Consider the following 22,450-nt stretch of genomic DNA (forward strand, 5'->3'; position numbering starts at 1 on the left):
GTAACTATGACTGAAAATAAGAAAACGCTCATATGGATACTGATCCCATTTATATATGGACTTTTATCTAATTACTTTATGATCTTTATACCTTCGCTTTTGAGTCAGCTTGTTTTTGCGATATTTTGGTTTTGGGTCGGAATAAGATTTTCCTGCTTAAAGGGTAGTAGTATCAAGTGGTTTATTGTTGGAAATAGCATTTGGTTGGTTTCGTTTTTACTATATTTGTGGCAATTCGTAGCTTTGGAGGATGAAGGCAGAAATATGTTCCTGGCACTCATCAGTCAAAATTACATGCTCCCATTTATTTGGTCAGGTACTAGAATATCTTTATTGTTCTCAAATGTATTGGACGGAGCAACCATTACAATCATTGCATACCTTACTATGTTTGCAGTGTTTACGCTTGGATTTATCGTAGGAAAGTTCAAGGTGAGATGATTGAAAGAGAGGAAACTATGTATTATTCAAATATTCTCCTCTAAAAGGTGCCAGCCCCATTTTGTTATAGAGGGGCCAGGCGCTTTTTTGTATAGTCGAAAAGCTGAAGTCTCGGCGACCTGAAATTCCCCTTTACTTGAAGAGGTTCTTCCTTCTCAATATACGCATTGCTTCCTCCAAATCCACATCTTTATAAATGTGCTCTGGTGTCCAAGGGATATATACGTCAGGTTGGATACCCGGATTCATTAGCGCTCCGCGATAATCTAATGACTTTAATCTTGATGTTGGGTAACTGAATTCGAATTTTTCGTTCCACTTAATTGTTGTTAAGTTGGAATAATCATTGACTCCCATTGTTGGTCTTCCTACAACTATAACCTTTGGTGACTTCTTACATAAGTAAACAAAAATATCACCAGCACTGCCGCAGTAGGTGTCAGTTAATACAATAATAGTTGCTGGAAGTTCGCAGCCGATTTTCTCGATTTCTTCATTATCTTCGCTAAAAGAAGTGAAGCCTTTCCCCTTATTCTTAACCCATGCTTCTTCTTTGAATCGCTCCAAGCCTTTACGGTAGGCTTGATTATCTGTCTTGGCCAATTCCTGATCTATTAAGCCAATCATCAATTCTGCATTACGATCTGTACAATTAAACTCAGTTGCGTAGTCGAGGTAATCGATTTTCATTGATGTAGCAGGGAAAAGGTAATTTTCTAAACTAGCATAAGCTAAGGTGCTGCCACCATAATTTACGCGCACGTCAATGATGAGGTTTTGGGTTGACGTTAGTTCACTCTCGAACTGGGCTATTAGTGTATCTATTGTGGACTTTTCGAAGAAATCTGTGGCTTTCAGGTATAGTGTTTCTTCATCTAATCTGGTTATTGTATGTATTGGGGCGTAAGCCTTTTTTTCATATTTTTTTAAATCTAGTAATCGATGTTCACCATTAGAATTCACTACATCAGCTACACTGTAGTTTTGCAGGGCTTTTTTCCAATTTTCTCTTTCTGCTTTTGTTTCCATAAGTTCGCCCTGGTGTTGTTCCACCAACTCATGTATAGATAATGCATCGAGTGAAAGGATTGCATCTCCTGGAGCGAGGCGATTCTCCTGGCCTACAGATGTGACGAACAATTTTTCATCAAACCGTCTGACACTAAACCCATTATCGACTTCTTTTTGCTCATTAGAATCACTCATCTTAAAGTACATATGAGGATCTTTAAAGTCTAATAGGTAATCTTCTACGATTTCCGTAAATGAATATGCGTCTATTTCTCCCTTTTCTTCCAGGTTCTTTACCTTTTTCTCAAATTCCTTTGGGTTATCCCACCCTTTTTTGTCTCTCCACCCTGCGTAGTCGTGGTGCATGATATCAACGACTTCATTAAAAATTTCTAAATACATGGAACTCCTCCGATTTAATGTGTTTTGTGGAAAGTTCTGCATTGTTGCGTATCTTAGGGTCTAACCGCTCTTTTTTTATTTCTCTTTCATGCGATGCTTCAGGAAAATCTGAAACACTGCCACTACACCCAGAAGGATCATGCCGGTTGTGAAAAGGGCTCCATCCCCAAAGGAAAAATAAATAATGATTATATAAACTAAGATGGCATAAACGAAGGTTTGGGCGATGTCATAGAGCTTTTTAGGATTGATGATGATCTCTCCTTATTTCTGGTGTTTTTCAAGTATAGCATGACGTAAATTCCATTAATACCCAATAGGCACACTCTCTTAATCTAGCATCTCTCAATCGTGAAGTGCTATTCTTGAGGCAGAAGATTACAGGACTGGGAGGGCATCCGATGGGAATCAACGAAATCATTGTGTACATAGTTATCGGCTTTCTGTGCCTCGGCGGAATTGATAAATTAAGAGGCAACAAGTGGGGGCTTGGCAAAGGCTTTACCGATGGAATCATGACAATGGGGCCGTTGACGCTGTCGATGGTCGGAATCATTTCCTTGGCACCTGTGCTGGCAAGCATCCTGTCCCCTGTCGTCGTTCCGGTATACGGGCTGGTCGGTGCGGATCCTGCCTCCTTTGCGAATACGCTGCTGGCACTGGACATGGGCGGATATTCGCTAGCGACAGAAATGTCTCAGAGTGCGGAAGCGGAGCTGTTTGCATGGGTATTCCTTGGGACGATGATGGGACCGACGCTTGCATTCACCATCCCAGTGGCGCTCGGCATCATCGAAAAAGACGATCATCCGTATTTTGCAAAAGGGATCCTCATCGGCCTGATTACGGTTCCTGTCGGTTGCTTGATTGGTGGGATGGTCGCAGGCTTGGATCTACTCATGATCACCCAAAACCTTATCCCGACGATCATTTTATCGCTTGCTATTTCAATCGGGTTGTTTAAGTACACGAATAAGATGATTGCTGGATTTTCTGTTTTTGCAAAAGGTATCCAGATTGTCGCGATTGTCGGTCTGATAGCGATCAGTGTGGAGACTTTTACAGGGGTGGTTGTTATCCCGAATATGACGCCGCTTGAAGAAGGGATAGGAATCGTCGGACGAATCGCTGTGTTTCTGGCGGGGGCATTTCCATTGGTTACTTTTATCTCTTCCATTATGAAAAAACCGTTGAGCAGAATTGGCGCATCGTTAGGGATGAATGATGTTTCCACTACGGGACTGGTGGCGACGCTGGCACACAACATTCCGATGCTGTCGATCCTTAAAGATATGGATAAGAGAGGGAAGATCATCAACGTAGCTTTTGCTGTCAGCGGGGCGTTCGTGTTCGGAAGCCACCTGGGATTTGTTGCCGGAGTGAATCAGGAGATCGTTTTTGCAATGATTGTTGGTAAATTGGCAGGAGGAGTCAGTGCTGTCCTACTGGCGATCTTTGTCACGAGAAAAGCAGATCGTAATTAAAAAACAGGACTTTCACGGATAGGAGAAGTCCTGTTTTTTTAATGCTGATTTTTAACGTGACTTATTCAGTTCGAATGTCTCGGTGTTGCCGTTCCATTCTACTGATATTTCCACTTCCGTGTGTTCGCTAACTTTAGCATTCGTTGGATTAGCTTTAGAACCACCCGTTATCTTTCCATTTTCACCTAATGTAACGCCACTTTCACCAAAGCCTCCCACACTTTCTACATTGTAAGTAATCTCTCCAACTGAACTAACATCATCACCCGTATATTCAAGGGTGAGGTTCTGTGTTTCATAGTCATTACTATCCTGAATAACTTCTAATTCTGCTGCCCATTCTTCTGTTTCTCCAGAATAAGTAAAAGTTTTGGTGTTGCAGGCGGATAACAACATGACAACACAAAGTAATAATAAGGAGATCATTTTTCTGGACATCGTGACCCTCCAATTCCTAATTATTATACGGATCAATATATCCTGCGAAAGACAATAAGATATAGGAGGTACAGATAAAAAACAAGGACGAGGGCTGAAGTGATTGTAGGGTTCGAGGAAAAGGGAACAACCATTGTAACATCAATCAACAATAATCCGATAAAGCCCATGATTGCTAATGCTCCATAAGTCCATTTCCTAACCATCTCATTACCTCCTAAATCATTATTTGCTTATCCATACTGAACAAGATAGATAACCTAAGTATAGCATCATGTTTCCATATTATGTATTATTGTTCGGTGTACTTTACGTCCAATCTGTTCATAAAAAGTGTCAGCCCCCACTTTTTGTTTCAACAGTATCTCAGTGGGAGGTGGTATTATGCATTAAATTAAGTGCTAGCTCAATACACACTTGCTGAAGCAATCATGGCTATACTCCATACAATAAGTGTGAAAGAGAGCGTAAGCCAAACAGTATTGGCTGTAGTTTTTTCTTCACGCTTTATCTTCTTTAAGATTGAAACTAAATTCAAACAAAATATAATACTCAAGATCGGCATGAAGAACCATCCAATATTCAGAAAAACAACGAATATATAATCCATATTTCCCCCTGTATGTACACATTGATAATGTAAGTGTAGCATCATTTGGAATAAAAAAAGAACCACAAGTAGTGGCTCTTTAATCTCGCATAGCTCCTGCTTCCCTGGCTGTCATGTCTCCGATACCATTGTTCAAGTCCTCTTTTATCTCCTGTTTCACTTTTTGTGGGTCTGTAGAAGAAGCGGCTCGGTTAATGTTGGAGTTCTCTTGTTTAGCTTGTTGAACCTTCTTTCCAGCCGGTGTGTTGCTTTTTTCCATCATGAATCACCTCCATGTCTGTAGCTTTTGCAAGTTATAATAGAATAATCAGGTAACTGCCTACTTCACTCAAGACATCCCAGTTCCAACCGATATAAAGAGGAGTAGTCTTTTTACATAATAAAGGCGGGGAACAAGTTGAATGAAATAATTGGACAGTACAACTACGGTTTCGTAGTTTTATCGATTATCGTGGCGGTCATCGCCTCCTATACATGCTTGAAAATCGTCGAACGTCTTGCAAGGGCGAAGGACTTCCGATGGCTGATGTGGCTGTTTGCTGGTGGGATTACATTAGGCGGTGGAATCTGGTCAATGCACTTCGTTGCGATGCTTGCTTACGACATGGGCATGGTGGTGACTTACAATGCGGACCTTCTTACGTTAAGCATTTTATCTGCTGCGCTGGCGAGCTTTCTTGCGTTTTATTTGATCAGCAAGGGATTGAATCTGGAAATTTTCCGGGTGACTGGTGCATTTCTGATTGCGACTGGAATAGTTTCGATGCATTACGTCGGCATGGAAGCGATGGAGATGGGGGCGGAAATCGTCTATGACCGCTGGCTTGTCGGGGCTTCTGTAGTGATTGCACTAGTCGCTTCTTATGTAGCGCTGCGAATTTTCAGTGCGTTTTCGGATCAGTCAGGGCGGAGGATTTCGATTTCTCTTAAGGCTCGCTGGTTTGCCGCGGGGGTAATGGGAGCTGCAATTGCAGGGATGCATTATACCGGGATGGCTTCGGCTTCCTTTTACCCGAGTGGGCAAGGTGCGATGAATATGGATGCCTATGTGGAGCCGATGACATTGGCGTATGCGATCGTCCTCATCAGTCTCGTTGTTACAGGGATCATCGTTATGCTCGTACATTACGATTCGACGATCGAGGCACAGACGGATGAGCTGGAATGGATTGATACGATGTATCGTACGATCATCGAGACGGCCAACGATGCAATTGTGACCTCTGACCACAAAGGGCGGATTCTTTCCTGGAATAAAGCAGCGGAGCGGATTTTCGGCTATACAGCGGACGAAGTGAAGGGGAAATCGCTTGAAATCATTATGCCGCCAGAGTACAGGGAAGCCCATATGAACGGCATGGCACGTTTTAATGAGACAAGACAAGCGCGGGTAATTGGGCGTACCGTGGAACTCGACGGGTTACGGAAATCAGGGGAAGTGTTTCCCCTTGAACTGTCCTTGTCTGCGATTGAAGACGGGGAGGACTTGTATTTCACTGGACTCATGCGTGACATTTCGGATCGGGTGAAGGATCAGGGAAGAATTGAAGAACTGGTGTATAAGGATGAGTTGACGAAACTACCGAATCGGAAAATGCTTCATGATCACCTGGTAGCGGCATTAGCACATGCTTCTGAACTTCAAAAACGAGTGGCAGTCCTATTCACCGATTTAGACCGTTTCAAACAGGTCAATGATGTCTACGGGCATAGAATAGGTGATGAAGTTCTTAAGCTCGTGACGGAGCGAATCGCCGGTTGTATTGGAGAAAAGGATATGGTCGCTAGGCAGAGCAGTGATGAGTTCATCCTGGTGATGACGCAGACGAGCTTCTATGAGGCGGGCCATATGGCAGAACGTATTATTGAGGCATTGCGGGAGCCGATGGTGTTCGATGAAACCGAACTGTTTATGACTCCTTCGATTGGTATCAGCCTTTATCCGGAAGATGGAGCTGTTGCGGATGACTTGATCCAACATGCAGACACGGCGATGTCACAGGCAAAATTTAATGGAGGCAATCAGTATCAATTTTTCACGAACGATCTCAATGATACGATTGCTAAAAAAATGATGCTGGAAACTGGCTTAAGGCGCGCGGTTGAACATGAGGAGCTTGAAGTCTTTTACCAGCCCAAGGTGGAGATTGAAAGGAATGAAGTAACGAGCTTCGAGGCGTTGATCCGGTGGAATTACCCAGAGCTTGGCTTGGTTTCTCCAGCAGATTTCATTCCGTTGGCGGAAGAGACCGGCTTGATCATCCCGATCGGGGAATGGATGATGGAAGCGTCCTGCCGTCAGTTCCAGGAGTGGCTGGATGCCGGCGCGGAGCTTGACCGGATTTCCGTCAATATCTCAGCTGTGCAATTCAGACAAAGGGATTTTCCGGAGGTTGTCGAGCGGGTGCTGGCTAAAACGGGACTGGCCCCGCGTCATTTGGAAATTGAATTGACGGAAAGTTTGGTGCAGAATACGGCATTGGCGATCCCGGTCATGCACCGGTTGAAGCAGATGGGAGTTAAGCTGTCACTGGATGACTTCGGTACCGGCTATTCTTCCCTCAGCTATCTGAAGGAGTTTCCTCTGGATACATTGAAAATTGATCGATCGTTCATCCAGACGATTCATCAGAGCTCGAAGGATCAGGCGGTGGTGGATATGATCATCCATATGGCGCTGAAGCTTGATCTGAACGTGATTGCGGAAGGTGTGGAGACCGAGGAGCAGTTGGAATACTTGGCTTCAACCCCGTGTCAGCATTATCAGGGTTACTTATGCAGCCCGCCTGTGCCGCGGCAGCAGATTGCGGAAAGATTTTTGGGGAAGCAATGGAAGCTTAGTGTTGAAGAGAATTGAAAAAGTGCCAACTTCATTTAGCGCATTGATGATTGACATGGAATGAAGGCTGAAATATAGTTGAATTAATCACATACGTTTTCTCCTGAAGGGGAGTAGCTTTTACAACAAAGTCGTCATTCCAGAGCACGCAGCTCTCGGCTTTGTTGGCAACTTAACGGTTGTTAGCCAGACCTTTACCAATGAGGTAGAGGTCTTTTTGTTTATCAAGAACCTTTACCAAGTTTGTCCTGGTAAAGGTTTTATTTTTTCAATAATACCTGGTTGGTGCGAGGAGTAGGAACGAGTGCAGGGAGAGGTAGGTGGCGATTATCATTCTCGTTTAAAGTGGTGCGTCCGTAGTGGGGCACAGCTCTGAAAGTCGAATAAACTAATCCAGGAGGAGATGGGTAATGGAACTTGCACTATTGTTGGAGTATGGTTGGGTCTTGTTGCTGCTGATCGCGATTGAGGGGGTTCTGGCTGCAGATAACGCACTTGTCTTGGCGATCATGGTGAAGCATCTTCCAGAAAAAGAGAGGAAAAGAGCCTTATTTTACGGCCTTGCCGGGGCATTCGTTTTTCGCTTTGGTTCGTTGTTTGCGATTTCGTTCTTGGTGAATGTGTGGCAGGTGCAAGCAATCGGTGCCCTTTACCTTCTATTCATTGCGGCTAACCACCTTTTCCGGAAACTGGTCATTAAAAAGCAGAAGCAGGAATCTGAAAACAATAAAAAGAAATCTGGCTTTTGGGGGACGGTTGTGAAGGTCGAGTTGGCGGATATCGCATTCGCGGTGGATTCGATTCTTGCCGCAGTTGCCTTGGCAGTCACGCTTCCCAATACGGCTCTCCCTCAGATTGGCGGACTAGATGGTGGAAAGTTCCTCGTCATCTTTGCAGGTGGCTTGATCGGATTGGTCATCATGCGCTTCGCTGCCAATTTCTTCGTTAAGCTGCTTCATAAAAAACCTGGCTTGGAGATTGCGGCATTTATGATTGTCGGTTGGGTAGGGGTGAAGTTGGCGGTGTACACCTTATCTCATCCGGAATTAGCGATCCTTTCCGAGGGCTTCGCGAAATCATTCGAATGGAAACTGACATTCTATGTAGTCCTACTCCTGATTGCGCTTGGGGGATGGTTCCTTTCCAAAGAAAAGAACGATGGGGATATAGAAAAACAAGAAATGATTCATTAATAGTGATTAAGGAGCCTGATACATCTGTAGCAGGCTCCTTCTTTTTGAAACTTCATCGCGTTCTGAACGTACTCCTTAAGGGGGGAGTAAAGATGGTTTTTCGTTCGAGAGTCGATCGTTTCTTCGTAATTTTTATCGTGATTGTTGTTACCCTGCTTGGTGCGGTCTCATTTTTACCAGTGATGATTGAAGATGATCCATCATTATCGACGGTTGCAGGGATGACATTCACCTTTGTTCTGTTGGCGACGTTTGTCGTGTGGTGGGGCTTTTCGGTCAAGTATGTACTTCATGAAGATTATCTATTTGTAAGAGGTGGACCGTTTAGAAGTCGGATCCCTTATCAGGATATAACGCTGGTTTCTTCATCCTCTGATATTTTCACGGGATATCGTGTCTTGTCAGCAAGGGACGGCATTGAAATTTTTTATAAGCAAGGGTTGTGGGGAAGTGTGAAAATTTCGCCTAAGAACCAGCAGGCGTTCATTAACGAGTTGAAGCAACGGTGTCTGAATGCAACGTTTCGAATATAGAAGAGAGGAAAGGAAGGAGTATGTATGATTAAACTAAACGCTTTGCAAAAAGGGGATCAAGTGGCGATTATCGCCCCGGCCGGCCCTCCGGATAAAGAGCATCTGTCCCAGGGGATAAAGGTACTTGAAAAAATGGGACTTGAAGTCGTTATTGGCCGCCACGTATATGATGTGGAGGAGGATTCTGCTGCTCTGAATGAAAAGCGGCTTGCTGACCTGCATGATGCTTTTCGCAATCCTGCTATTAAGGCTATTTTCTGTGCGAATGGTGGGTACGGTACTGCCAAGCTCGCTCCTAAGATCGATTATGAGTTAATACGCAACAACCCGAAGATTTTCTGGGGGTACAGTGACATTACATACCTGCTTCATGCCATTCAGAACTTCGGTGATCTGGTTACGTTCCACGGGCCGATGGTGGCATCTGATTTGAATGATGAACAAAGGACAGAAGGGAGCGAATCTTCATTTCTACCTTTATTCACAGGAGAATCCTTGATTTATGATTCTGGTAAGTCTCCTCTCACTACATTTGTTGAAGGCACAGGAGAAGGACGTTTGGTCGGAGGCAATCTATCGCTACTGATCAGTGCAATGGGGACGCCTTATCAAGTGAATGCGGATGGAGCAATTTTACTGATTGAAGAAGTGGCTGAACCCGCTTTCCGAATCGACTTGATGCTCGCTCAACTCAAGCAGGCAGGGTTGTTTGATACGGTTGAAGGTGTCGTGCTGGGCAATTTTCAAGCTGACCCTGAAGAATCTGTGAAAATTAGAAAAGTGCTTCAAGATTTCTTTGCGGATGTAAGTTTTCCTGTAGTCGAAAATTTTCAAATCGGTCATTGCCAGCCTAATTACGGTGTGCCTTTGGGAGTAAACGCAAAACTTACCACATCGCCTTCACGATTGGAGGTTGCTTCCGGTGTGAAGAAACTACGAAACTGATGAGAGGTATGATCATTTTCGTTTTCGTAGGTATGGTGATGGCTGGATGCGGCGCATCACAGGAGACGGAAATAGCGACGGAATGGACGGACTTGATCATCTGGAATGACCACATTTATACGCTTGATGAAACAAAGGTTGAAAGTGATGTAGTCCAATCCGAAATAGGGGAAGTGACGGAGAGGATCTCGAGTGAAGAAGAATTATCCTTAGCGAAAAACGGAGCAGCTACTCAGTTGTCGATTGGCACAACTATCTACTCGATTGAAAATATGGACGTCGACCAATTCATTTTTGCAAACGATCAGGTGTATAGGAAGCGGGAATAGCGGGAATAGAAACGCCCCAAGCACTGCTTGCATATAGTGGAGGAACGATGATTTACGGGAGTGAAGCAGTGCATGTATTATCGTCACCCCTATTACGTATATCCGCCATATCCTCAGAATGGTTATTGGCCACGATCGTATCCTTCGGTGGATACTGAATTATTGAGCCATTCAGCGAAAGAATCCAAGACACTGATGAAGGAAGCGAGCATGGTTCTTGATGCACTATCTGAATCAACAGATTTCGATGCTCAACTCATGTATGCTGCACAAACTTCTGACCTCGATGAAGTGAAACGCTTGATCCATTCGATAGGAATAACGTCAGAAGTTGATATTCATTACAATCCTGATGGCTTGAGGCTGGAATTCAGCTCTCCGGCAGCTAATATGGGCGATGCTCGGCTGACGATTGCCTTGCGATGGAGGTAATTGTCCGTTATTAAAGAGGCTCACCAATTGGTGGGTTTCTTTTTTGTCTATAAAGGAAGAATATTTTGACAGTTTGATAAATGATAGGTATAATCTTATAAAATTTATACATAAGCGTTGAAGAGAAGAGTAGTTAAACGAGAATATTTAAAGAGAGCTCCGGGATGCTGAAATGGAGTAATATTCTTCTTAATGAAAAAAGCCTCGGAGCTTCTTGCCAATCTAATGAAAATTAGGGATCGCAAGACGGGTTCATCCGATATCGTGATAGGGTATGAATGTACCTGAAGAGGTTGGTGTGGTGACAGACCAACAAACTGAGGTGGTACCACGAAGTTATAACTCTCGTCCTCAAGAATTTATTTCTTGGAGGTGAGAGTTTTTTTATTGCGCAATTTTTGATGATTATGCGAGAGGAGATTTGACATGAATCCAATTTTATTAGATGTTCCAATGCAATTAGAAACAGAGAGGCTGATTCTGCGTGCACCCCATCAAACTGGAGACGGCATTATGGTGAACGAGGCGATCCGGAATTCTTTTAACGAATTAAGAGCGTGGTTGCCGTTTGCACAAGAGCTTCCTAGTGTGGAAGAAACAGAGATTAATTTGAGAAAAGCTCATATAAGCTTCCTGAAAAGAGACAGTTTCCGTTTTCTCATCTTTCATAAAGATACGAACGATTTTATTGGAACAACAAGTCTTCAGGGGATTGATTGGGATGTTCCTAAATGTGAAGTAGGATATTGGATCAATACCAGATACAGTGGCTGCGGGTATATGACGGAAGCGGTAGAGGAGATTGTTACCATGGGACTAAATCAAATAAAGTTTCGAAGAATTGAAATACGATGTGAGTCCACTAATTATAAAAGTCGCTCTATTCCTGAAAAGCTTGGTTTTGTATTGGAAGGGACGCTGAGGAATGACGAATTATCTGCAGATGGCACTAGACTAACGGATACTTGTTTTTATTCAATCATAAAATAATTTTGGTGATTCTGATGTATGAATGGTCCACCAAAGCCCAGGCATAGAATGAAGAAGGAATTAATAAACATCATTTGTAAAATATTGCTATAATGATTTTAACAGCAGGAAATTAAGTGCATCGATTAGATCGAGAGTGAAAGGGGGAGTAACGAGTGTCAGAATTAAGGGAAAGCACGTTATTGAGTAACGACGACGAAAAGAAACCAAAGGTTAAGGTGGAAAGGAAAGAAGGCGAACCGACGGCTGCATTTAAAGGTGCGAGCTGGGCAGCGTTGGTCGTAGGTGTCTCCGCTTATCTGATTGGTCTTTTCAATGCAGGGATGGAACTGAATGAAAAGGGCTATTATTTTGCAGTATTGATTTTTGGATTATATTCAGCTGTATCTTTGCAAAAAGCGGTAAGGGACAAGGAAGAGGATATCCCTGTATCGGCAATCTATTACGGAATCAGCTGGTTCGCGGTGGTTGCAGCGATTTCCTTGATGGCGATCGGCCTTTATAATGCTGGCAGTATCATCTTAAGTGAAAAAGGATTCTATGCGATGTCCTTTGTTCTTAGCCTATTTGCCGCAATCACGATTCAGAAGAATATCCGTGATACACAGATGGCTAAAGATGCAAATTAATAGAAGTAAGGAGCAGCAAGAGCCTTGCTTAAGGTGACGTTCGCTTCAACAAAAATGCCAGGTCCCCAATGTCTGAATTGAGGACCTGGCATTTTTATCTATACTTAGCCTCTTTCTTCTTTCTTCTCATCAGAATTCTTTCTCCAATTTTTGGGGTTGAACGATTTTCTGATTTTCTTTGCCGCTTCTTTCCCTACCATCACAGCGCCTATCCAAAATATTATTTCGCCTATAACAAGGCTGGTCGTTATAGTAATGGCTTTCATTCCATTAGTAAGCGGTAAAAAGGGGATCAGCACAGGTGCAATCACCCATACGAGAACGGAAGAGATGATAAGGAATAGACCAATTTTATAAGTGAAGGGTTTTTGAGTTCTTGAGTTGTTCTGCAAGGTTGCGCCTCCCGAAAAAATGTTATGTCATCTGTTTCACTATTCATCCATAGGTAAAACCCATTCTGCTTAAAAACCCAATAAAAAAAGCCATCTCAAAAGAGATCGACCTATTGTGGAGCCTATGAAATTATGGTACGATTATGTAACGACTGTTGTTTGTGATTTGCATATACTATTCCCTATTATAAATTATATAGCAAATCCAAAACGAAGTCAATCCCTACACTGCATTTTTTAAGGAGGGCTTGATCTGGGTAACGAAATTCGCAAAGAACAGGACTATTTGGATAAGGTGATGGCGACGGTTGCGGAGCAAATCAGCGAGGTCGAGGCAGATACTTCAAAGCGTAAGGATGAAGTCATCACGATGCGGAAGCACTTCTGGGATGATCTCAAGGTGAACATGGATACGTTCGATGATTATCTTGAGACGATCATTGGGATGAGGCAGCAGGCGCAGGATCTGTCGGTCAGCCAGAGTACGCACCGATACGCATCTGAACGGCTGAAGCGATTGAAGCGACTTGAAAAAACACCGTACTTCGGCCGAATTGATTTTCATGAAGAGGGTACGGAGGCTGCAGAGGAAATCCGTATCGGTGTTTCGACGCTGATGGAGGAAGCGAATGATGACATCCTCATTTATGATTGGCGGGCGCCGGTGTCGAGTGTCTATTATGATTACCCTCCTGGCTCAGCGGCATATGACACTCCTGAAGGCATGATTGAGGGAGAACTTGAGAAGAAATATCAGTATATCATCAAGGGTGGAACACTTGAGTCGATGTTCGATACGAGCATCACGATCGGCGATGAGATCCTCCAGCAAGTGCTTGGTCAAGGGTCGAACCCATACATGCACAGCATCGTCGCGACTATTCAGCGTGAGCAGAACAAGATCATCCGTCACGACCGGAAAAAGCTCCTGATCGTTCAGGGGGCTGCGGGAAGCGGAAAGACGTCGGCAGCGTTGCAGCGGATTGCGTACATCCTTTATAAATACCGGGAAACGCTGCTGGCAAGCGAGATCGTCCTGTTTTCTCCGAACCAGATGTTCAGCAGCTACGTGTCACATGTGTTGCCTGAGCTTGGTGAAGAGAATATGCAGCAGGAGACGTTCCAGGGGTATTTGGAGTACCGGCTTGGCGACAGCTTTGATGTTGAGGACCCGTATGATCAGTTGGAGTACTTGCTGGAGGGTACGGATGATCCTTTTTATAAAACAAGGAAAGCGAGTATCGCGTTCAAGTCTTCGGCAAGCTTTTTTGATGCGATCAGAGGGTATCAGAAGGCATTGGAAACCGCGGGGATGATTTTTAAAGGCCTTCGCTTCCGTGGGGAGATGCTTGTTTCGGCGGTAGAGATCAGTGAGTATTTTTACAGTAACGATACGTCGCTTACGTTCCCACATCGAATTGAGCGGCTGGGGGACTGGTTGCTGAAATTGATTGAGGAGACGGAGGAAAAAGAGAAGCAGAAGTCCTGGGTGCAGGAAGAAATCGAGCTGCTTAGTAAGGATGAGCTGCAGCAGGTGTTTAAGAAAATACAAAAATCAGAGGATGCGGATGAGGATTCCTTTGATTTTCATGATAAAGAAAAAGAGCTTTTGGTGCGTATGGTGGTTCGTCGCAGGTTGAAGCCATTGCGTGAAAAGGTGAAAAGACTTCAATTCATCAACATGAAAAAGCTGTATTGGCAGCTGTTTGACGGAAAGGTTGAGTCACTCGGCGGATTCGAGCTTCCAGAGGCATGGATTGAGGTTTGCGCTATAACGAAGGAGAGTCTGGCGAATGGGAGGTTGTTTCAGGAAGATGCCACACCTTACTTGTTACTGCAGGAACTGATCCAAGGTTTCCATTCCAATACGGCCATCAAGCACGTCTTCATCGATGAAGCGCAGGATTACTCCGTGTTCCAGTTTGAATTCTTGCGGAGATTGTTCCCGGCAGCGCGGATGACGGTTCTCGGTGACTTTAATCAGGCGATCTTCGCACATTCGGATCACTTTGAAGATTTTCATTCGCTCACCGGACTGTATGGTGAAGAAGAGACCGAGAGCATCATTTTGGAGCGAAGTTACCGGTCAACGAAGCAAATTATCGAATTTACCCGTGAGCTCATTCCTGAAGGTCAGCAGATCAAGGCGTTTGAGCGAGAAGGGGAGAAGCCGGAGCTTTCAGTGGTGCCAGATCAGGGGGCATTGAACCGTGAAATTGCTGGTGAGGTGAACCGATTGAAGGAACGTGGTGCTTCGACGGTTGCGGTTATCTGTAAGTCTGCTGCAGAAAGTGAGCGTGCATTTGAAGCTCTTCGAGGGCTGGATGGAGTGAAGCTCGTGCGGAAGAACAGTGATGAGTATGAAAGAGGTGTAGTGGTGATCCCGGCTTATCTTGCCAAGGGGATCGAGTTTGATGCGGTTATCATTTATAACGCTTCGAATGAAGTCTATAGCGAGGAAAGCCTGCGACGGTTGTTCTATACTGCGTGTACGCGTGCGATGCATCATCTGCATTTGTATAGTGTCGGGAAGCCGAGCGCTTTTTTGACAGATAGAAGTGAGGAATTTATCATACAGAAATAATCGTAATGGTGTCGTATCCCCAGTAAGAGGGGGCGGCGCCATTTTTATCTGATTAAAGATTGTGGTTTTCTGTTTAAAAGGTGCGGTTTACTGATTGAACCAGGGTGGATACTGATTAAAAAGCTGGATTTACTGATTAAACCCTGGAATCGAGCGTTAGGTGAGCGGGCTTCAGCACGTGCATTATGATAATATCGAGTAAAAGAACCATTAGGAGGAATCGATATGGAAACTCTTCAGGAATACTTAGCGGGCATCGACAACCCCGATCATCGTGAACGAGCGGAAGAAGTGTTGAACTGGGTGCAGGAGACATTCCTGCAGCTGGAACCGGTCATCAAGTGGAATACGCCGATGTTCACCGACCATGGTACGTTCATCATCGGTATCGATCATGCGAAGCAGCATATGAGCTTCGCACCCGAGGAAGTTGCGATGGAACGTTTTTCTGATGCGATTGCAGAAGCGGGCTACAGCGCTACGAAGGGACTTTTCCGAATCAAGTGGAAACAGCCGGTGGATTACGATCTTCTCGAAAAAATCATTGCGTTCAATATTGAGGATAAGGCTGAATATACTGCGTTTTGGCGGAAGTAACAGATACTAAAAAGAGCCTGGAATTCCAGGCTCCAAGATCAATCCTTATATTCCGTAGTTCAAAGCCTCATAAAGCTCTTCGGAATTGTAATAGTGAACGCCAGTAATCTTCCCCTCATCATTGGCGTCTGCTATCCCTCGAAAATCCACTGTGTCGCTTTCATTACTTTCGATATTCGTGTAGGTCACTTTAACAGTGAAGTTGTAGGAGTTCTTTTCTTCATCTCTTACTTCGAGCTCGATTTCTTCCACTTCCAGCTTATATTCAGGGTGCGCCATTCGGAGGAACTCCGTGGCCATAAGGCTTTTCCCAACAAAGTTCTCAAAAAAACGATCAGACAAATACGGTTTGAAATGTTCAATTTTATATTCAGCGTACCTTTTTGCGGCCATTTCAAAATCTTTATCCTGGAAGTTCATGGCTTCAATAAATTCTTCATCAGGTCCGTTCAACATGGATTGTAAAAACGTGCGGATATTCTGTTCACTGACACTTTCTTCGTTTGAGTTTTCTGCGCAGCCTCCAGTCAGAAGGAACATTGCAGTCAATAAAATAAAATACAAATACTTAATGATTTTGTGCCCCCTAATTAACTAATCATCTTTTCAAAATTGGATAGTACTATGTGGGTGAAAATTAAAGAAAGCATAAAGACGATTGCGTGGTCATTTGTCGCGAGGACCGAGGTAACAGCGAGAAAGATCCCTGTTGAAAGAAGCACTAGCAACACTATGTAAAGGATGACGGCAATGATTTTAGTCAATTCTATTCCCCTTTGAATTAGTAGTATTATCCATTTTAACATAGTTAAGCTGGCATGTTTTTTACTCGTAGAAGGATATGATTCTAGGAAACTTTTAGTCATCTTATCCGTACTACATACCAGAGGTGATTAATATGTTTGGAGAAGAACCGAAGTGCATGAAGTGCGGAAATGAAATCGAAGGCGGCGAAATGGTATATATCAAAATGCGTTATCCGAAAAGGAAGGGAATGACGGAAGTAAAAGCGTATTTAAAGAATGAGGGCAGATTTATTTGCGAAGATTGTTTTCAACAGAACGGAGGCTGATTATGAAAAAGGTCGTTTTAGCCGGTGGAACCGGATTTATCGGCAAGTATTTTCAGAAGAAGTATGAAGCGCTAGGTTACGAAGTGAAGATCATTTCCCGTCGGTCGGGGTTCATCTCATGGGATGATAGAACTGGGATTATCGAAGCGCTGGATGGAGCAGAGTTGCTGATCAATCTTGCGGGGAAATCGGTGAACTGCCGTTATAATACAAAAAACAAGAATGAAATTATGATGTCGAGGATTTTGACGACGCGGGTGCTTGGTGAATGTATTGCTGAGTGTGTGGAACCACCTGAAGTCTGGATGAATTCCAGTACAGCGACGATTTATCGTCATGCAGAGGATCGGCCGATGACGGAAGCGTTTGGAGAAATCGGCGAAGGATTTTCCGTTAATGTCGCGACCAACTGGGAGGATACCTTCTTTTCGATGGAAACACCGAAGACGCGGAAGGTTGCACTTCGAACAGCAATCGTTTTAGGAGAAGATGGTGGGGTGATGGAGCCTTACCGGAACCTCGTCAAATTTGGTCTTGGCGGCATTCAAGGCAGCGGGCGTCAAATGTTCAGCTGGATCCATATTGAAGATCTGTACCAGATTACCCGCTTTTTGCATGAACGGACGGAGCTGGAAGGAGTATTCAATTGTTCTGCACCGGAACCTGTGACGAATAAGGAATTGATGCAATTGATGAGGATCTATGGCGGTCGCTCGTTCGGCCTACCGGCACCGAAGTGGATGCTTGAGATTGGATCAGTGGCTATTCGGACAGAAACGGAGCTGGTATTGAAGAGTCGCTGGGTGATTCCGGAGCGGTTGCAGCAGGCCGGATTCACGTTCGCCTATCCTGATTTGGAAAGTACATTGGAGGATTTACTCGCGAAGTAGAGGGAGTGCCAGGTGAAAACCTGGCTAAACCTGTATTCGTAGAATAAAGGAAAAGAAAACTTCGGGGGTGCTGGGAATGTTTGAACGGTGGAAGCGAAAAAAAGAAAGAACAAGAAAAGCCAGAAAGCCTGAAGGATCTTACACGTGGTGGGACGGATTCTGGGATGTGCTCTTCTGGGTGCCGGAGCTTCTTATCCTCCCTTTCCGGCTGGTTTTCTTCGTGGTCAGAGTGATTGGCAGGGTGTTTCGGGATGTGTTTGATTTTACTCCATAACGAGGGTTACGGCTGGAAGGAGAGAACAATGGAAATCTATGTAGCTAGCTTTTTTTCAGCATTAATCATTTACATAACAGTACATTCAATGATTAAGGTGCTAACAATCGCTTTGAAAAGAAATGAAATCACGAAGCGGAAGTTTAGACTTTATGTCGCTATGTCGATTGGAATTGGTTTGGCGGTTGCGGCAGTCTTGCCTTTAGGATATCGGGCATTGTTTGGGTGGATGCTTTGAAGGGAGCTTCCACCCATTTTGATTTTTCTTCCATATTTATCTTGTAATGCAAGGGTAATTGGAATATACTGTGTATATACCTTGCAATACAAGGTAAGTTTTTTGCTTTAATGTCTTGCATTACAAGGTAAAAGGAAGGCGTGATGGAACATTGTCGAGTAGCACTCAAATGTTGAAAGGGATCATCGATGGCTGTCTACTAGCCATCATCAAAGAAGGAGAAATATATGGATACGAATTGGCCGCTAAATTAGAGGAATACGGATTCCACTCATTCAGTGAGGGTACGATTTATCCGTTGCTGCTCCGGATGCAAAAAGAGAATTTATTAAGCACCACATTGAAAAAATCGACAGCCGGACCGAAACGGAAATATTACTCATTAACTGAAAAAGGGGAGCAGGAGCTGATCGCATTCAAAGAGCGTTGGGATCAGCTTAATAACTCAGTAAATAAAGTCCTAAAAAAGGGGGATGAGAAAATTGACTAATGAAGGTACGCTTTCACCTGAAAGCAAAAAGTTTCTCGAGAATTTACGTGTTTATTTATTTTCTAGTGGAAAAAATTCGGCTGAAATAGATGGAATTGTTGAAGAACTGGAGGACCATTTACTCGAAGCAGAAAGAAACGGAAAGCCGATTGAAAAAATCATCGGAAATTCACCCAAGGAATATATGGAGATGGTTTCTGAAGAAATGGTTGTCGACTATCGAGCGTGGATGAAATACATTTGCCTAATCCTGTTAGGGGCTTTTTCAATTACGGTTTTTCCTGATTTATTGAAGGGGAATCTTTCTTATTCTGTATTGGAAATCGTCGGACATATCGTGATTGGAGTAATCTTCATCGGTACTGTCTTTGCAGGGTTTAAATATCTTTCTACTGGCAGTCAATCGGGTGTTAAGCATGGAATAGTGTTAGGAGTTATCGCTGCCGTTCCTATGTTGTTGTTTTTAAGTTTGTTTTACTTGGATCAGAGGATTGAAACGCCGATGGTCCAATTCGGTAGCACGGGAACTCTGGTAATTGGGATAGTAACCAGTTTGGTTATGATAGGAATGTCGATTTGGGCAAAAACATGGTTGCTGCTCATCATCGTACTATTTCTCACCTTGCCGGATTATATTCTGAAGCAGACATCCATGACGGATGAAACCCAACTGATTATAAGCTCGCTCGTTACTCTCGGTGGAATTGGGCTTTACTTACTCATTTCTTCCAAATTAGAAAAAGAAAAAGTGAATCACGGGTGAGTAAGAGATCTGTAGACTCACTAAATGCCAGACCTCCAATTGTAAACGCATAGGAGGTCTGGCATTATTTTTAATCAGTTATTTTAAGGTAGTAGAATTCAGCATTATCTACAGCACTTCGCAAATCAATGCTTGCATCAATAACGATCGTTAAAGCAATGACACATGCTAATATGCCAGCAATGAACCCGCCATTCTTAAGTAGCTTCCGGTTCTTCTTATATAGGAAAATTAGTAATGACGCTGCAACTAAAAAGTACACTCCTGAGATCATAAGGGTTGTTAAAGCTCCTTGGCCTTCATTTACTGCCGTCCTGTAATCCTCTAGTACATCTTCATTTTCTTTACTTTCATCGACAATAGTTGAATTCCCTTTGTACCCTATCTCCCACACGAAGGCACCTTGCTCTTTTGTAACCACGTATGTATAACCTATTACTTCGCCATCGCTGATGACTCCTGAGTAATCATTTGGGTCTTCTTCACTTTGGCCGCATGCTGCAAGTAGCAAAGTAATGAGAAGGAACGTAAATAAACTATTTATCTTCATTCTTATCGCCTACTTTTTCAAATTAGAAAGATACGTCTCCCTATTCTATCATGTATCAAAGCTTTATCATTGAACTTATTGGGGATTTTGGCTCAGCTCTTGTGCAGGAAAAACAGCAGAGGAAATTGTTCCACGTGAAACGGGATTGGCTTTAACTGAGAATAAAGTGATTAACTAGTATTCAACTTGAGTATCCAAAATAGGATGAGAAGTTATAAGGGAAAATTTCTTGTTTATTATGTCACGTTGCGATATAGTCGAGGTGTGACATAGTGAGTGGAAGGTGATGAAAATAAAGATAGAAAAAGTCCTGAAATCTTACATACCAATGACAGAAACGGCATTTTACATTCTTTTGTCTTTGAATGAACCGAAGCATGGATATGGAATTATCAAGCATGTAGAGGACGTGACGAACGGGCGGATCAGGCTTGGGTCGGGCACGGTCTACGGTACGTTGACGAAGATGCAGCGAGATGGAGTAATCGCTGTTTATGCAGATAAAAAAAGAAAGAAGATGTATGAAATGACGGAAGTGGGGCGTCAATTGATCGAAAAGGAGATTACTCGGATCAAAGAGCTGCACTCCAACGCGCTCCAATATGAGGAGGAGTTCAATGATTAAAAGAGTTTGGAAGCCTTTTTGGAGCTTCGATGTGGAGAGAACGGAAGATTGGCTGGCTGACATGGCCGGCAGAGGGTTTTCTTTAGTAGACTTGCATCCTAGAAGAAGTTTGTTCATTTTTGAGGCTGGGGAGCCCAGGAATACGGTTTATCAACTGGACTATAAGACGCCTTTTACATCGACCATGCAGGAGGGTGGCTGGGAAGAAATCACTCGGACAGGTAAATGGAATGTGATGGCGAACCATAAAGAGGATTCAAAAATCCGTATCTTTTCAACTCGCGATAACGTATTAAGCAGAAATCAAAAGCTGATGTATGTTTTCGTGGGATTGTTCATTTACTTGCTTTTAACCTTGAGTTTCCCGTTCCTTTTCCTTTTCTTTTCGCTACTCTCAGGAGAGGATCTTTCCATTAGCGTGGTAGGAAGTCCGATGTGGCTTATTACCATTACGGTGGGTATCTTTTTGTGGACGACGATTCCTTATGGAGCGGTCAAACTGTATCGGGCGAACAAGCGAATGGTGAAAATAGATGCTCCTGAGCATACAAGTGAGTATTTCATTCGGAAGAAGCGTACGGCCAAACGCTATGATCGGACAAAACCGACAGTGACAAAATATAAATTTGCTTGGCAGTATGCACCAGATCGGTTAGAGGAATGGCTGGGAGAGATGGCTCAAAAGGGATACCAGCTTGTCCGTGTAAGAATGGGAGGAGTGCGGTATCAGTTCGTGCAGGACTCTGAAGAAAAGATAACTTATGCGGTAGACTATCATGGTGCGCAGCGGCAAGGCTATTTCGACCTTCACCAGGAAGCGGGTTGGGCGTTGATTTATACGTCAGCGTCCATGTTCAATCGTTGGTGCATTTGGGCGAAGTCGTATGAGGAAGAAGCTCCTGAGTTTTTTAGTGATCAAGTATCCAAGCTGAAACATGCGAGAAAGGTGACCCTTACACAAGTTTCCGTTTTTGCGCCGTTGTCCTTAGCATATATGGGGCTGGTGTGGTTGACTGTGAATACAGCAATGCGGGATGGAATGAGCAGCCTTGACTGGTATTCCTTAATCATCTACACCATTGTCATTTTGGAGTTTTCGATATTCTCCATCCGGGCTTTGATGTACTACAGACGGATGAAGAGAAAGGTAGCACTTGCATAATATAGAGGGATGAATGGTCTGGGTGAACAGATAAAGTGTTCACCCAGACCACTTTTTATTTGATTTAGAAGACACTTCGCATTAACGCTTTAGTGCAGCGGGGGACAGTCCCTCACTACGTTAAAGCGTTGAAATAACCCAGCCGTGGTGGCTGGGTTATTTTCTCCAGAAAGTCGTGCAGTCTGCTTTATCTTCGATATTGTAGTCGATCATCTGCGCCAGCAGGTTGCAATCCACCGGTTTGTTCCAAGGGAAACGTACCAGCATCTTGGTGTGGTTGTATCCTGCCTTATTGATCGCCTCGGAAAAATTGACGATGCCTTTCTGTTCAGGTGCAACTGCCAAATGCTGCTTCGCTACGCTGAACGCGATGATGAAGGTGCCGTGATCGGTGAACATCGGCTGGTTCCACTTGACCTCACGCTCTAGCTGTGGATATTTCTCCGCCACCCACTGCAGCACTTCTTCGGTTCGTTCCCGCTGCTGCGGATCATCCATCTTTTCCAAAAAATCCTTGAAAACTTCCATGAGGATCGC

28 protein-coding genes and 1 other annotated feature are annotated in these 22,450 nt (G+C 43.8%); of the genes, 20 read left to right on the forward strand and 8 right to left on the reverse strand.

Going from position 1 to position 22,450, the window contains the following annotated elements:
- Positions 1-6: 6 nt before the first annotated feature.
- Entirely contained in the window at positions 7-441 is a 435-nt protein-coding gene (locus tag ACFQ2J_RS10375) for a hypothetical protein (protein WP_386059695.1), read from the forward strand.
- A gap of 132 nt (positions 442-573) precedes the next feature.
- Here ACFQ2J_RS10375 and ACFQ2J_RS10380 read toward each other — a convergent pair whose 3' ends face one another.
- On the reverse strand, positions 574-1,854 hold the full coding sequence (locus ACFQ2J_RS10380) for a S41 family peptidase (RefSeq protein WP_386059698.1): 1,281 nt from the start codon (positions 1,852-1,854) through the stop codon (positions 574-576).
- Between the two features lie 401 nt (positions 1,855-2,255).
- Between ACFQ2J_RS10380 and eutH the strand changes: the two genes are divergently transcribed.
- A complete protein-coding gene (gene eutH, locus ACFQ2J_RS10385; RefSeq protein ID WP_386059701.1) occupies positions 2,256-3,338 on the forward strand; it encodes an ethanolamine utilization protein EutH in 1,083 nt (360 codons plus the stop codon).
- 51 nt (positions 3,339-3,389) lie between these two features.
- On the opposite strand, the gene ACFQ2J_RS10390 is transcribed toward eutH, so the two are convergent.
- From ACFQ2J_RS10390 to ACFQ2J_RS10400, 3 genes are all read right to left on the reverse strand, one after another.
- On the reverse strand, positions 3,390-3,776 hold the full coding sequence (locus ACFQ2J_RS10390) for a hypothetical protein (protein ID WP_386059703.1): 387 nt from the start codon (positions 3,774-3,776) through the stop codon (positions 3,390-3,392).
- A gap of 32 nt (positions 3,777-3,808) precedes the next feature.
- On the reverse strand, positions 3,809-3,982 hold the full coding sequence (locus ACFQ2J_RS10395) for a hypothetical protein (protein WP_386059706.1): 174 nt from the start codon (positions 3,980-3,982) through the stop codon (positions 3,809-3,811).
- A 483-nt stretch (positions 3,983-4,465) separates the two neighbouring features.
- Positions 4,466-4,648, reverse strand: coding sequence for a hypothetical protein (locus ACFQ2J_RS10400; protein WP_386059709.1), 183 nt, complete (start codon positions 4,646-4,648; stop codon positions 4,466-4,468).
- A gap of 135 nt (positions 4,649-4,783) precedes the next feature.
- Between ACFQ2J_RS10400 and ACFQ2J_RS10405 the strand changes: the two genes are divergently transcribed.
- The 8 genes from ACFQ2J_RS10405 to yiaA all read left to right on the forward strand — a co-directional run bounded on the left by ACFQ2J_RS10405 (position 4,784) and on the right by yiaA (position 12,276).
- On the forward strand, positions 4,784-7,243 hold the full coding sequence (locus tag ACFQ2J_RS10405; protein ID WP_386059712.1) for an EAL domain-containing protein: 2,460 nt from the start codon (positions 4,784-4,786) through the stop codon (positions 7,241-7,243).
- A gap of 392 nt (positions 7,244-7,635) precedes the next feature.
- Positions 7,636-8,418: a TerC family protein gene (locus tag ACFQ2J_RS10410; protein WP_386059714.1), complete on the forward strand. Its 783-nt coding sequence runs from the start codon at positions 7,636-7,638 to the stop codon at positions 8,416-8,418.
- 92 nt (positions 8,419-8,510) lie between these two features.
- The gene (locus ACFQ2J_RS10415) at positions 8,511-8,951 is read left to right on the forward strand and encodes a PH domain-containing protein (protein WP_386059717.1); all 441 of its coding nucleotides are present in this window, start codon (positions 8,511-8,513) and stop codon (positions 8,949-8,951) included.
- Between the two features lie 24 nt (positions 8,952-8,975).
- Entirely contained in the window at positions 8,976-9,896 is a 921-nt protein-coding gene (locus tag ACFQ2J_RS10420) for a S66 peptidase family protein (RefSeq protein ID WP_386059720.1), read from the forward strand.
- On the forward strand, positions 9,896-10,225 hold the full coding sequence (locus ACFQ2J_RS10425; protein ID WP_386059723.1) for a hypothetical protein: 330 nt from the start codon (positions 9,896-9,898) through the stop codon (positions 10,223-10,225). Before ACFQ2J_RS10420 ends, ACFQ2J_RS10425 begins: the two co-directional genes overlap by 1 nt.
- A 72-nt stretch (positions 10,226-10,297) precedes the next feature.
- Complete coding sequence (locus tag ACFQ2J_RS10430) at positions 10,298-10,657, forward strand: hypothetical protein (protein ID WP_386059726.1); 360 nt, start codon at positions 10,298-10,300, stop codon at positions 10,655-10,657.
- A 108-nt stretch (positions 10,658-10,765) separates the two neighbouring features.
- Positions 10,766-11,013 (forward strand) — a binding site (T-box leader).
- Between the two features lie 70 nt (positions 11,014-11,083).
- Positions 11,084-11,647 (forward strand): GNAT family N-acetyltransferase, encoded by a 564-nt coding sequence (locus tag ACFQ2J_RS10435; RefSeq protein WP_386059729.1) that lies wholly within the window; start codon positions 11,084-11,086, stop codon positions 11,645-11,647.
- 155 nt (positions 11,648-11,802) lie between these two features.
- Positions 11,803-12,276 (forward strand): inner membrane protein YiaA, encoded by a 474-nt coding sequence (gene yiaA / locus ACFQ2J_RS10440; protein ID WP_386059732.1) that lies wholly within the window; start codon positions 11,803-11,805, stop codon positions 12,274-12,276.
- A 104-nt stretch (positions 12,277-12,380) separates the two neighbouring features.
- Here yiaA and ACFQ2J_RS10445 read toward each other — a convergent pair whose 3' ends face one another.
- Positions 12,381-12,668 (reverse strand): transporter suffix domain-containing protein, encoded by a 288-nt coding sequence (locus tag ACFQ2J_RS10445; protein ID WP_386059735.1) that lies wholly within the window; start codon positions 12,666-12,668, stop codon positions 12,381-12,383.
- A 253-nt stretch (positions 12,669-12,921) separates the two neighbouring features.
- Between ACFQ2J_RS10445 and helD the strand changes: the two genes are divergently transcribed.
- Both helD and ACFQ2J_RS10455 read left to right on the forward strand, forming a co-directional pair.
- Positions 12,922-15,252 carry an RNA polymerase recycling motor HelD gene (gene helD, locus ACFQ2J_RS10450; RefSeq protein WP_386062456.1) on the forward strand — a complete coding sequence of 777 codons (2,331 nt, stop codon included), beginning with the start codon at positions 12,922-12,924 and terminating at the stop codon, positions 15,250-15,252.
- Positions 15,253-15,477: 225 nt separating this feature from the next.
- Positions 15,478-15,849 (forward strand): iron chaperone, encoded by a 372-nt coding sequence (locus tag ACFQ2J_RS10455; protein ID WP_386059738.1) that lies wholly within the window; start codon positions 15,478-15,480, stop codon positions 15,847-15,849.
- Positions 15,850-15,894: 45 nt separating this feature from the next.
- On the opposite strand, the gene ACFQ2J_RS10460 is transcribed toward ACFQ2J_RS10455, so the two are convergent.
- Positions 15,895-16,398, reverse strand: coding sequence for a hypothetical protein (locus ACFQ2J_RS10460; RefSeq protein WP_386059740.1), 504 nt, complete (start codon positions 16,396-16,398; stop codon positions 15,895-15,897).
- A 349-nt stretch (positions 16,399-16,747) separates the two neighbouring features.
- On the opposite strand from ACFQ2J_RS10460, the gene ACFQ2J_RS10465 reads away from it, so the two are divergent.
- From ACFQ2J_RS10465 to ACFQ2J_RS10490, 6 genes are all read left to right on the forward strand, one after another.
- Positions 16,748-16,921 (forward strand): Fe3+ hydroxamate ABC transporter substrate-binding protein, encoded by a 174-nt coding sequence (locus tag ACFQ2J_RS10465; RefSeq protein ID WP_386059743.1) that lies wholly within the window; start codon positions 16,748-16,750, stop codon positions 16,919-16,921.
- Positions 16,921-17,811, forward strand: coding sequence for a TIGR01777 family oxidoreductase (locus tag ACFQ2J_RS10470; RefSeq protein WP_386062459.1), 891 nt, complete (start codon positions 16,921-16,923; stop codon positions 17,809-17,811). Before ACFQ2J_RS10465 ends, ACFQ2J_RS10470 begins: the two co-directional genes overlap by 1 nt.
- Positions 17,812-17,887: 76 nt before the next feature.
- The gene (locus tag ACFQ2J_RS10475; protein WP_386059746.1) at positions 17,888-18,085 is read left to right on the forward strand and encodes a hypothetical protein; all 198 of its coding nucleotides are present in this window, start codon (positions 17,888-17,890) and stop codon (positions 18,083-18,085) included.
- Positions 18,086-18,113: 28 nt separating this feature from the next.
- Positions 18,114-18,323 carry a hypothetical protein gene (locus ACFQ2J_RS10480; RefSeq protein ID WP_386059748.1) on the forward strand — a complete coding sequence of 70 codons (210 nt, stop codon included), beginning with the start codon at positions 18,114-18,116 and terminating at the stop codon, positions 18,321-18,323.
- A 151-nt stretch (positions 18,324-18,474) separates the two neighbouring features.
- Positions 18,475-18,813 (forward strand): PadR family transcriptional regulator, encoded by a 339-nt coding sequence (locus tag ACFQ2J_RS10485; protein ID WP_386059751.1) that lies wholly within the window; start codon positions 18,475-18,477, stop codon positions 18,811-18,813.
- A complete protein-coding gene (locus ACFQ2J_RS10490; protein WP_386059754.1) occupies positions 18,806-19,576 on the forward strand; it encodes an HAAS domain-containing protein in 771 nt (256 codons plus the stop codon). Before ACFQ2J_RS10485 ends, ACFQ2J_RS10490 begins: the two co-directional genes overlap by 8 nt.
- Positions 19,577-19,646: 70 nt before the next feature.
- Here the strand turns inward: ACFQ2J_RS10490 and ACFQ2J_RS10495 are convergent, their stop codons facing one another.
- A complete protein-coding gene (locus ACFQ2J_RS10495; protein ID WP_386059757.1) occupies positions 19,647-20,126 on the reverse strand; it encodes a hypothetical protein in 480 nt (159 codons plus the stop codon).
- Between the two features lie 286 nt (positions 20,127-20,412).
- On the opposite strand from ACFQ2J_RS10495, the gene ACFQ2J_RS10500 reads away from it, so the two are divergent.
- Positions 20,413-20,751 (forward strand): PadR family transcriptional regulator, encoded by a 339-nt coding sequence (locus ACFQ2J_RS10500; RefSeq protein WP_386059760.1) that lies wholly within the window; start codon positions 20,413-20,415, stop codon positions 20,749-20,751.
- Positions 20,744-21,913, forward strand: coding sequence for a DUF2812 domain-containing protein (locus ACFQ2J_RS10505; protein ID WP_386059762.1), 1,170 nt, complete (start codon positions 20,744-20,746; stop codon positions 21,911-21,913). Before ACFQ2J_RS10500 ends, ACFQ2J_RS10505 begins: the two co-directional genes overlap by 8 nt.
- A 156-nt stretch (positions 21,914-22,069) precedes the next feature.
- On the opposite strand, the gene ACFQ2J_RS10510 is transcribed toward ACFQ2J_RS10505, so the two are convergent.
- Positions 22,070-22,441, reverse strand: a complete 372-nt coding sequence (locus ACFQ2J_RS10510; RefSeq protein ID WP_386059764.1) for an iron chaperone — start codon at positions 22,439-22,441, stop codon at positions 22,070-22,072.
- Positions 22,442-22,450: the final 9 nt, after the last annotated feature.

This window comes from Thalassobacillus hwangdonensis (genome assembly GCF_042675915.1).
Lineage (GTDB): Bacteria > Bacillota > Bacilli > Bacillales > Halobacillaceae > Thalassobacillus_A > Thalassobacillus_A hwangdonensis.